Origin of the sequence: Dyella sp., from assembly GCF_035486915.1 — a bacterium.
Taxonomy (GTDB): domain Bacteria; phylum Pseudomonadota; class Gammaproteobacteria; order Xanthomonadales; family Rhodanobacteraceae; genus Dyella_B.
On the sequence record NZ_DATHMR010000072.1, the window covers coordinates 1 to 10,381 of the forward strand.

Below are 10,381 nucleotides of genomic sequence, written 5' to 3' on the forward strand. Positions count from 1 at the left end.
ATCCGTGTGCGCAATCTGGACGGTAGCGTGCGTTACGAGAAGCACCTGCAGAACATCGATCTCGCGGGCAACCACACGCAGTCATTGGCAACACTGCCGACCATCGCCGGCCTTTCGTCCGCGTACTTCATAGAACTTGAACTCGCCTCTTCCGACGGCAAGCCCGTCAGCCGGAACGTCTACTGGCTATCCACACGCGCGGACGTGCTCGACTGGGCAAATTCGAACTGGTACCTCACCCCGCTGACGCAATACGCGGACCTGACCACGCTGCGATCCTTGCCGCCCGCGACGAGCGTGGTCCACGCAACGACACGACGTGAGGGAAACGATGACATCACCACAGTCACGCTGTCCTTGCCCGCATCGTCCAAGGCCGTGGCCCTGTTCCAGCACGTGTCGATCAAGCGTGGTGCGCACGGCAACCTTGCGCTGCCGATACTGTGGAATGACAATGACGTCACGCTTTGGCCCGGTGAGTCGATGGTTTTGACCGCGCGATACGCATCGCAGGAAACGGCCGAACCGGTGGTCGAAGTGAGTGGGTGGAACGTCCCGGCCCAAAGTGTTCCAGTCGCCACCACGCGGGGAGCAGATCATTGAAGACGCAAAGGCTTCCATGTCACGCGTGACCATCAACGATGTTGCCCGTGCGTCGGATACCTCGAAGAAGACCGTATCGCGCGTGCTAAACAACGAGCCGAACGTGCGCGACTCGGTGCGCGAGCGCGTGCTTTCGGCCGTAGCAGAACTCAACTACCGGCCGCTCACCTCGGCGCGTAGTTTGGCGACGAATCGGTCCTTCATGATCGGCCTGCTCTACGACAACTTGTCGCCGAGCTACATCATGGAAGTCCAGGCGGGTGTGCTCGAAGCGTGCGAAGCGCAGCAATACAGCATGATGGTGCAGCCTTTGGTCTCCACGGCGCCGGACTTCGTCGAGCGTGTCGAGGGCATCCTCTGGCGGCACCAGCCCGATGGGCTGATCCTTACGCCCCCCATCACCGACCACCCGGAACTGCTCAAGCACTTGCGCAAGAGCGGCCCTCCATTTGCCTCGATCGCCCCACGCCAGCCTAAGGGCTGTATCGGCGTGATACTACGCGAGCGCGAAGCCGCCGCGGCGATGGTGGAGCACCTTGCATCGCTGGGCCACCGCCGCATCGCCCACATCATTGGTGACCTCAAGCATGGCGGAGGCATCTGGCGTCTCGCTGGTTACCGCGACGGATTGAAGCGCGTGGGGTTGAAGGAAGACCCTGCGTACATGGTGCAGGGCCGCTTTTCTTTCGAGTCTGGCGTGGAGGCAGCGCGCCGGTTGCTCGCGTTAAAGCATCGGCCAACCGCTATCTTCGCGGCCGACGACGATATGGCCGTCGGCGCGATCTGGGCAGCTGCCGAGGCCGGCGTGTCGGTTCCCGCCGACATTTCGATTTGCGGCTTCGATGACACCACGATCGCGACGCAGGTGTGGCCATTGCTGACCACTGTCCACCAGCCCGTACGCGAAATGGGCAGGCGCGCCACCGAAGAGTTACTGCTACGCGTGCTGGGCAAAGGTGAAGCCAGCATGGTCGAAGTCGGCTACGAAATGCGTATGCGTGCATCGACAGCACTCGCACCCTGAAACAGGCGCTTTCTTGCAACCCATGCCCTTGCAACTCAGGCAACCGATCGAGAGGAGATTGCTCACATGCCCACCCTGCCAGACGCCAGCAACCCGCCACGGAAGTTCCATTTCATTTCCGGGCTGCCGCGCGCCGGCACCACGCTACTGGCCGCCATCCTCAACCAGAACCCACGCTTCCGCGCAGGCATGACTAGCCCGCTTGCAGACATCATGGGCGTGGTGATGGCGGAGGCAAGCAGCAAGAACGATTTTTCGTTCGATGTCTCCGACGAGCAGCGCGTCGCACTGTTGCGCGGGTTGGTCGAGAACTTTTACTCGGCGCAAGCTGGCGCCGACGTGATGTTCGACACCAGTCGGTTGTGGTGCAGCAGAATGCAGTTGCTCAACGTGCTGTTCCCGGGCATGAAGGTCATCGCATGCGTGCGTCAGTTGGCATGGGTGCTGGACAGCATGGAGCGTTTGGTGCGCAGGCAACCGGTCAGCGTCAGCAAGGTGTTCCGCTTCGACACCAACACCACGGTGTACTCGCGCGTTGAGGCGTTGACGGATCCACGCGGCATGGTGGGCTTCGCCTACCAGGCCACCAAGGAGGCCTTTTACGGCCCGCATGCACAAAACCATCTGCTGATGCTGACCTATGAAAGCCTGGTGAGCGATCCTGCCGCGGCCGTGCGCGCAGTCTACCAATTTCTCGGCGAGCCTTGGTTCGAGCACGACTTCGACCGCATCGAATACAACGCCGACGAATTCGATGCCCGCGTCGGCATGCCCGGTCTGCATTCCGTTCGGCCGAAGGTAGAGGCGATCGAGCGCCAGCCCATCCTGCCACGCGAAATCTTCGGGCGCTTCGCGAACGAAGCGTTTTGGATGGACCCCAAGAACAACGTCAACCAGGTACGCATCGTATAACGGCTCGTCATCGCCGCAAAGAACAAAGGCCGCTTGCGCGGCCTTTGTCGTAGAAACTCCGGCCGATCGGCTTCATCAATCTGTTGTAGCGGCCAACTGAATCTGCAGTCGAAAGCAGATGTTTTTAAGCATCCAAGTTGTCAACGATTTCTCCACGGTCTATGTCGCCGAGCTGCTTAACCACTCCGACGAACCGAAGGATCAACTATCGCTTTTCCTTTGATGAGCACCAAAGCGCTCATTGCGCTGAGCAATGCGAGTGCAGCGGATACCAACATGACCCGTCGATAACCCGCAACAAACGACATGCCGATCGCGTGCCTCACTGCGGAGGTTACAGAGGCTGAATAACCATCGGGGATGACGATGCCCGCAAGTCTCTGACGTTGTGACATGACGGCGGACACAAGCTCTGTTGGCGCCTGCACACGCATAAGCTCTTCGTTCAACGTGATATCGAACGCCCACGTTAAGATGATCCCGAAGATCGCGATCGCCAGCAAAGCAGCCGTGCGGGACACCGCGTTATTAATGCCGGAGGCCGTACCCGCGAGCTCGGAGCCCACGGCATTCATGACCGTGGTAGTCAGTGGGGCCACGGTAATACTCATGCCTAGACCGAGAATGCAAATGGCGGGAAAGAATGCCGTCCAGTAGTTGCTGTCGATGGACGGCACCGCAAACATCACAAATCCAGCGGCCGCCACGATGGGGCCAACGACAAGCGGCGGCTTCGAGCCGAACAGATCAACCAAGGTTCCGGCCCAACGAGACAAGGCGAACACGATGGCAATAAACGGGAGCAGCGCTGCTCCCGCAGACGTGGCTCCGTATCCTTGAACCTGGATCAAGTTAAGCGGGAGAAAGAACAGACTTCCTCCGAGCGCCGCATAGAGCAGCAACGTCAGGAGATTGGCTCCGGCAAAATTGCGTTCGCGAAATAGCGACAGCGGCATCATGGGAGCAGCGCTATGAGCCTCCACCCGAATGAAGAAGGCGAGCGCACCCAGACCGACACCGGCAGCTATCCAAATGGGCGGCGCCATCCAACCTTGAGCGGGGGCTTCGATAAGCGCAAACACCACACCTGCCAATCCGAGGGTGGCCATGCATGCACCCAACACATCGATAGTGCCGCTGCCGCCCGAGCCACGACTCTCGGGCACCTTGGTCATACAGATCAACAGAAGCGCCGCGCTCACGGGCACGTTCACCAGAAAGGCCCAGGTCCACGAATAGTGCTCGACGAGGAAGCCTCCAACGACTGGCCCAACCGCAGCGGTAATGCCACTGAATGCGGACCACGTACCAATCGCAGCGCCCCGCTCCGACTTTGGGAAGTTGATGCTGATAAGCGCCAAGCTTCCGGGTACTAGCAGCGCGGCCCCTACGCCCTGCACCGCTCGCGCAGCGATCAGTTGGTGGATGTCGGCGGACAAGGAGCACCCGATCGACGAGACCGCAAACAAAGCAGCGCCGATCATGAAGATGCGCCTTCGCCCAAAACGATCGCCGAGCACACCGCCCACGAGCAGCAGCGAAGCCAGGAATAGCGCATACGATTCCATGACCCATTGCGCATCGGACGTGGTCGCACTCAGCTCTCTTTGAATGGCCGGAAGCGCCACATTGACGATTGTGCCGTCCATGAACGCCAAGCTTGAGCCGAGAATCGCTGCGACTAGCGTCCAGCGACGCGTACGCGCAGAGCAACGTAGCGCTGCATCACCGTGCAAGATGACGCCGTCATCACAAGGGGGCTTTCCGATTTGGCCCATGACATCCGCAACAGATATCGGTAATGCCGAAGCTTACTCCACACACGATTGAGGATGCGCTTGATTTCTTGGGGGTCTGCGTTGAAATCTCATGGTGCTGCCCACTAGCACGCGTCTTTCGGTGTCATACGCGCGTCGACATGCAACGAATGCAACAATGGCACCTTCCGACAAGGTCGGTGCATTCAAGCATCGGCTGATAGGATCATTTCGATCTCAACAGTATCGGGCGTATGCGGATACGGTACTGTCTTGCCCGTCCGAACAAATCCATTCCGCTCGTAAAAACAGATGCCGGCAGTATTAAGGCTCGTCACGAGCAGGCGGATCGTCTGTATCCGCCGCTCCTGGGCCCAGTGGCGAATTGCCTTCAACAGATCCGAGCCGACTCCGCGTCGACGGCCGGCCGGTGCCACCCACATTGAAATCACCTCGCCTACTGCAGGGTCTTCACTGTCGCGAAAGCATGCAACGAGGCCAAGGGCTTGCTCGTCTTCAAGTGCGAAGAAACCGACGCGGTTTTCTCCATCGAGAGAACTCGCGCGAGTTAACCAGTCCTTATCGGAAAGCAACACTTCACGCTCATAAGTACTTCCGAATGAAAGAGGGTCCTGCTTTAAAGCGGCTAGCCGAATTGCTTTATATGTTTGAGCCGACTGCGCTTCGATGCGAACTAATGTAATCAACTTTGTTACCTCCAAACGGGTACCCGCCCTTGCCCGGTTTTGTGCAAGCCATGTCAAAACGGTCCGCCGCGGGTAGAAAGCGATCCTCTGTTTCGGTGGCAGCCAGCTTCACGCGATTATGCTTAAAAACGGGTGAAACGCGAGATACCGCCATGTCCGAGGAAACGAAGACTCCGCTCGATCACGTCAACGACGCCCTTGCGCAACTCAAGGAGATGCGCCACTACGCCAAGAACAACGTCGAAACCCTGACGACGCAGTGGTTGCTGTTCGACGGCGAGCTGAAGAAGCTTAAGCAAAGTGGATCGATCGAAACGTTGATGACACGCCAAAGCGAGTTGCACGACGCGCTGAACGACGAGATCGCAACGCTCGAAGAATGGGTGGCGACGCTGCAGCCACCGCCGGAGGAGGCTTAACCTGCGCTCCGGACCAATCCACACCTACGGTGATATGAGATACACGGGCCGGTTCAATCGATGGCTTGGTGCCCGTAACTAAAGATTCGGGTTATCTCCCACCCGTCGGAAGAGTGGTGCCAGACAATTAAGAATTTGGCCTCACCGAAGCATTTGCCGGATTTAATCCCGCAGAATGTGTGATGCCCCTCTTCGATGGCGCCATACCCCTCGATGGGAAAAACCTGCAAGCTTCCCGCCGTAAGTACGCGCCGGAAATTACCGCATACATTCTCTTTGGTTTTCTCGATATAGTCTTGTCTCGTCCAAGTGACACCGCCTTTGTCGTGGTAAAACTCAACGTTTGCATTCAAGTAACTTGCATGCTTTTTAAGCTGGTCGGGCGAGCTGCAGTTATTGAATGCATCAAAGAAATCAGCATCGAGTTTTGAGACGGTGCTAAACAACGACTCGCTATTCGCAGAATTCTCCGGGTTAGACACCGCCGGCGTCACAGCGCCTGCATTGGGCACAGCAAAGGCAAAGAAAAGGCTTGCTAGGAAAACATTCCTGCTCATCTCCATCTCCATTGTCTCGGGCATTCGTGACTTCAACCGCTTAAGGTTTTTGCGCATTGTGGCTAAGGCGTCACTGGCTGCTGATGTAATGCGGCAATGATTTGAGCGACGACATCGCCCACTCCTGTTCCACCATAAATGCTGACACCAAGGCGGACGACCACCAGCCGTTCGGACGGAACGATGACAATGTATTGGCCCAACGCGCCACGGGCGTAGAACATGTCTTTCGGTAACTGCGGCAGACCCCAGGGCGCGTCCCAAACGGGCACTTTGCCTTCGTTTACCAGATTGGTCCAGAAGCCTGCGCCGTAACCGGTACTGAGTGTCTGAGAGTGACTATAGGCGACCCAACCTTCGGGAAGGATACGCTGCCCATCGGCCACGCCGTCGTCGAGATAGAGCTGCCCGAACTGTGCGAAATCGCGAGCCGAGGCATAGACATGACTGGATCCAACCGGCGTACCGGCCAGGTCAGTCTCAATCAACGCGTTGCGCATACCTAACGGCGCGAATAGTTGGCTACGCACAAATCGCTCAGCAGCGACCGCGTCGCCTGCCCCGGCTGCATTCATGGCTATTCGACCGAGCAGCACATAACTAAGGTTGCTGTAAGCCCATGTGGTACCCGGCGCATACGCCAGCGGTACGGTCGCCGCGTAACGAGCCATGTCGTTCTCAAGGAAGAACATGCGTGACATCGGGTTGAGCACACTATCTGTTTCATCAAAAGGCAATCCACTGTCCATGCGCAAAAGTTGATCGATAGTGATTGCATGACGCGAATCATTCGGCGCCGCCCACGCTGTTATCGGTGCGGATTGATCCAGACGAAGCTTGCCCTGATGGACGAGGATGCCAATCAACGCATTGGTAATCGACTTCGACAGTGAGTGCCCCCATATCGGGGTCTCTGGCCCGTAGCCTGGTGCATAACGTTCCGCGATGAGCTGGCCATCATGCAGGACCACGATGGCCTTGGTTAGCCGCGGCGTCGCCGGATTTGGTTCCGCAAATGCCGCATCAAGGGCACGACGCAATGCCGGATCCTTCGGTTCCACCACAGCCGATTCGGGAAACGCACTCGCAATGGGAGAGTCCCTAAAACCACCGGCATCGGGTACGGGCTCCTCGCCATGCACCAGCACGCATCCCAAGCCTTCCCGATACACAGCGCGAGCGGCAAACATGCCCAGCACAGTCGCACGTACTTCGTGCAGGTCAGGATCGACGTGAAAGCGCACCGCCCATCCCACACTGCGCATATTGGGCAACTGCTCCTCCTTGAACATTTGTTCCGGATCGATGCGCGAAACGAATGCCGCGGTACAAATCGAATGGCTGACCGAGTTGGTGACGAGATGGGAAAGGTCTTTGCCCGAGCCCGCCGTAAAAAAAGCCGTCAAAGTAACGGCCGCCAGTGCCAGCATCCCGCAGCCTATTTTGATAATGCGTGAAGTCATGCTGTTCTTTCCTTGTGGAGTCGTGTTGCGACCAGGTCATTGGCCACGCCTGTATATAAGGCTTTACCGGCGCAACCGCCGCAATGCCGAAAGCCGCGAAAGCGTCGATCGATATTGTGGCGGCGGTTCATGGCGCTTCCCGTTGAGATGAGGCCATGTTTGTCGGGTAAGGCGCCCGATGCACCTGCCAAGTGATTGATGGTGGGTTGCGAGGGACGAATGGCAGGAGGACAGGGACTAGTGGGCGGGCAACTATTGTCCGTCCACGTCGAATCACAGCCATGGTAAGCAGGCGGGTTTCGACCTCAGGAACTCCACCGCTGGGGGCGACCCTTCGAGACGGGCATCTGGATGGTCGTGATGGTTGCGTCAACGCTTCGGAGATGGACCCATTAGCGCGTAATGGGATTGTGCACCGTCAGACTTTGGTGCAGTTGCAGTGCCGCCACCTCCGCGATGAGGGTGCCGGCAAGGTCCACCTTGGCGAAAGCGGACAGTACTTAGAACTGACTTATGGCTCGGCTTGCCCTTGGCCACATTACAACGGCTGCCCGAGTCGGGCCTCGAGTAACGGCCGAAACGTGCGGCTGACATGCACCCGGTGACCGCCTCGCAAAACGAGATCAAACTCCCCGTGAGTGGCCGGCTCCAAATGCAGAATGCTGTCGATGTTGACGACGGTCGAGCGATGCACGCGAACGAAGCGGCGCGGATCGAGCTGTCCGACGAGTTCACCGAGGGCCGCGCGATGGATGATACGTTCATGCCCCACGTGCAACGCCACGTAGACACCAGCACTTTCGATGCAGTCGATCGATTCGACGCGGATCAAATCGGTCTTGTCGCGTTCCCTAATGACGATGCGATCGAGAAACGGTTTGTCCAGGCGATGGTTATCGAGAAGCTTGAGCACGCTCTGGCCGACGTCGCGCACATACTTATCGTCCAGACGTGATTTTGCACGCAAGAAAGCGGCCTCCATGCGCTCGTCGCCGTATGGCTTGAGCACATAGTCGATTGCGGCCGATTCGAAAGCACGCACGGCATGCTGATCGAAGGCCGTCACAAATACAGTCACGGGCATGCGCTCGATGCCAATCGCATCGATCACGCTCAGGCCGTCGAGCCCCGGCATTTGAACGTCTAGAAAAACAACATCGGGCTGCTTTTGCAGGATCGCCTCGACGGCGTCGAGCCCATTCTCCGCTTCCATTATTTCGTCAACGTCGGGATCGTTATCCATCAATTCGCGCAGACGCTGACGCGCCGGCTGCTCGTCGTCGACGATAAGAACCCGATAAGTAGGTCTCTCACTCATCGTCATGTATCCCGGACGTGCGCGTGGGTATCGAGACACAAACACGCGCACCGCCACCTTCGCGCGGACCGATTTGAAGACCGGCCTCCTGCGTAGGGTGGAGCATGGCGATGCGCTCGCGCGTGCCACCCAGACCCAACCCGACGCGATCGTCCGTCCAGTTATCGCCAAGCCCGACGCCATTATCCTCGACGGCGATGCACAACGTAGTTTCATCGACCGTCGCTCGTACCCAAACGGTGCCACCGCCCGGTCGTGACGACAATCCGTGACGAACCGCATTCTCGACCAGCGGTTGCAGGATCAAGCTTGGCACCATGATGTCGCGAACGAAATCGGGAACATCGATGACGACATGCAAACTATCGCCAAAGCGCGTCTTCTGGATGGCGAGGTAATGGCCGAGGAATTCCAATTCCTCGCTAAGACGCACCTGTTGCCGACGTCCAGACTCCAGCGAAAGACGCAGGAGATCGCCCAATTGCTCGATCATTCCACGCGCAAGCTTGGGTTGACTGACAACGAGGGAGGAGATGGTATTGAGCGCGTTGAAAAGAAAGTGCGGATCGAGTTGCATGCGAAGCACATTCAAACGCGCCTCAGAGAAATTGCGCTCGAGTCGTTCAAGCCTTAGCTGCGAAGCAAGATAATGCTGGCTGTATTGCACCGCTTGCCAACCGCCGACCACAAGCAAATAGACCAGCAGACTCCACAGGAATCCGCCTTTCAATGTCTCATGCATAGGGCCCACGCCGATCGCGTCCGGCCACGTCATCACACCCATGATCACCTGAAGCAGAGCACCAACGTAGCTTTGAACGAAAGTAATCGGAAGGCCGATGAGGATATGGACAGTGAGCCGCGTTCCCAGATTGTTCACCGCAATGGGTAGGCGCCGATCCACCGCAACAATCGCCGGAACCAGCAACCCCCACGCCCACCACTCTGCCAGCGAGCCGCGCAGCACGAACCACCACGCCGCGTTCGACGCAAAACGCGGCACCGCGAAAACGACTCCGACGGCCGTCCAGGCGAGCAGTGAGATAAGCACCACACGCAGCCTGGAATAGGAGCCGTTTTCCATACGCCGAGCATGGTTTCGAATCGAACGCACCATCGTCCTCACACGTTTCGCCGAACGCTCGTGCCATCGTACACGGACGCATCGATCATGCCCACGCTACCTGATTCAGCGAGCGCTCGATCGATTCACGCCCCGGCGGGATTCGACGAATAAGTGATGGCAACGATACGCCAGCCATCCGTCGTCTTAACCAGTTGCCATGTTTCGTCGCCGCGGTTCTCTACTTTGCCATCGATGACAAAGTCGAAGTGAAAATAGACGGAGGCCACAGCACCGTCGCTCATGATGCGAATGTCAGTATGGCGCGGATCGAGATCCGATTTTGTACTCGATACAAAAGTGGCGAAATCCTGATAACTACTGACACGCACTTTCTGTGTCGAAGGCTTCTTCGCCCGCATGGCGGGGAGCGCCTTGTCTGACAACACGGTCACCCACGTGCTGCCGTGATCGAGAAAGAGATCGGAAACACCTTTGCCGTCATGGGTGACTACAGCATGGTGAAAAGTTTCCATAACGTGCTGAATATCTATTACA

Annotated in this window: 10 protein-coding genes and 1 pseudogene; 4 read left to right on the forward strand and 7 right to left on the reverse strand. The window is 57.9% G+C overall.

Going from position 1 to position 10,381, the window contains the following annotated elements; translation table 11 throughout:
- The 3 genes and pseudogenes from VK725_RS05795 to VK725_RS05805 form a co-directional block, all read left to right on the forward strand.
- A pseudogene (locus VK725_RS05795) lies at window positions 1-603 on the forward strand (glycoside hydrolase family 2); the annotation flags it as partial.
- Between the two features lie 16 nt (window positions 604-619).
- Complete coding sequence (locus VK725_RS05800; protein ID WP_325317109.1) at window positions 620-1,627, forward strand: LacI family DNA-binding transcriptional regulator; 1,008 nt, start codon at window positions 620-622, stop codon at window positions 1,625-1,627.
- 66 nt (window positions 1,628-1,693) lie between these two features.
- Window positions 1,694-2,539, forward strand: coding sequence for a sulfotransferase (locus tag VK725_RS05805; RefSeq protein WP_325317110.1), 846 nt, complete (start codon window positions 1,694-1,696; stop codon window positions 2,537-2,539).
- Window positions 2,540-2,715: 176 nt separating this feature from the next.
- Here the strand turns inward: VK725_RS05805 and VK725_RS05810 are convergent, their stop codons facing one another.
- Together VK725_RS05810 and VK725_RS05815 are read right to left on the reverse strand one after the other, a co-directional pair.
- Window positions 2,716-4,317, reverse strand: coding sequence for an MFS transporter (locus VK725_RS05810; RefSeq protein WP_325317111.1), 1,602 nt, complete (start codon window positions 4,315-4,317; stop codon window positions 2,716-2,718).
- A 185-nt stretch (window positions 4,318-4,502) separates the two neighbouring features.
- Window positions 4,503-5,003, reverse strand: a complete 501-nt coding sequence (locus tag VK725_RS05815) for a GNAT family N-acetyltransferase (protein ID WP_325317112.1) — start codon at window positions 5,001-5,003, stop codon at window positions 4,503-4,505.
- A 152-nt stretch (window positions 5,004-5,155) separates the two neighbouring features.
- On the opposite strand from VK725_RS05815, the gene VK725_RS05820 reads away from it, so the two are divergent.
- Window positions 5,156-5,422 carry a hypothetical protein gene (locus tag VK725_RS05820; RefSeq protein ID WP_325317113.1) on the forward strand — a complete coding sequence of 89 codons (267 nt, stop codon included), beginning with the start codon at window positions 5,156-5,158 and terminating at the stop codon, window positions 5,420-5,422.
- A 53-nt stretch (window positions 5,423-5,475) separates the two neighbouring features.
- On the opposite strand, the gene VK725_RS05825 is transcribed toward VK725_RS05820, so the two are convergent.
- From VK725_RS05825 to VK725_RS05845, 5 genes are all read right to left on the reverse strand, one after another.
- On the reverse strand, window positions 5,476-5,979 hold the full coding sequence (locus tag VK725_RS05825) for a nuclear transport factor 2 family protein (protein ID WP_325317114.1): 504 nt from the start codon (window positions 5,977-5,979) through the stop codon (window positions 5,476-5,478).
- 62 nt (window positions 5,980-6,041) lie between these two features.
- Window positions 6,042-7,442: a serine hydrolase gene (locus tag VK725_RS05830; protein WP_325317115.1), complete on the reverse strand. Its 1,401-nt coding sequence runs from the start codon at window positions 7,440-7,442 to the stop codon at window positions 6,042-6,044.
- Window positions 7,443-7,980: 538 nt separating this feature from the next.
- Window positions 7,981-8,760, reverse strand: a complete 780-nt coding sequence (locus VK725_RS05835; protein WP_325317116.1) for a LytTR family DNA-binding domain-containing protein — start codon at window positions 8,758-8,760, stop codon at window positions 7,981-7,983.
- Window positions 8,753-9,844 carry a sensor histidine kinase gene (locus tag VK725_RS05840; RefSeq protein ID WP_325317117.1) on the reverse strand — a complete coding sequence of 364 codons (1,092 nt, stop codon included), beginning with the start codon at window positions 9,842-9,844 and terminating at the stop codon, window positions 8,753-8,755. The genes VK725_RS05835 and VK725_RS05840 overlap by 8 nt, the downstream gene beginning before the upstream one ends.
- 125 nt (window positions 9,845-9,969) lie before the next feature.
- The coding region (locus tag VK725_RS05845; protein ID WP_325317118.1) for a nuclear transport factor 2 family protein at window positions 9,970-10,381 on the reverse strand (412 nt) is incomplete at its 5' end.

Coding starts and splice junctions, on each gene's coding strand:
- VK725_RS05800 (WP_325317109.1), top strand. CDS start 620: ATGTCACGCGTGACCATCAACGATGTTGCCCGTGCGTCGGATACCTCG.
- VK725_RS05805 (WP_325317110.1), top strand. CDS start 1,694: ATGCCCACCCTGCCAGACGCCAGCAACCCGCCACGGAAGTTCCATTTC.
- VK725_RS05810 (WP_325317111.1), bottom strand. CDS start 4,317: ATGGGCCAAATCGGAAAGCCCCCTTGTGATGACGGCGTCATCTTGCAC.
- VK725_RS05820 (WP_325317113.1), top strand. CDS start 5,156: ATGTCCGAGGAAACGAAGACTCCGCTCGATCACGTCAACGACGCCCTT.
- VK725_RS05825 (WP_325317114.1), bottom strand. CDS start 5,979: ATGAGCAGGAATGTTTTCCTAGCAAGCCTTTTCTTTGCCTTTGCTGTG.
- VK725_RS05830 (WP_325317115.1), bottom strand. CDS start 7,442: ATGACTTCACGCATTATCAAAATAGGCTGCGGGATGCTGGCACTGGCG.
- VK725_RS05835 (WP_325317116.1), bottom strand. CDS start 8,760: ATGAGTGAGAGACCTACTTATCGGGTTCTTATCGTCGACGACGAGCAG.
- VK725_RS05840 (WP_325317117.1), bottom strand. CDS start 9,844: ATGGAAAACGGCTCCTATTCCAGGCTGCGTGTGGTGCTTATCTCACTG.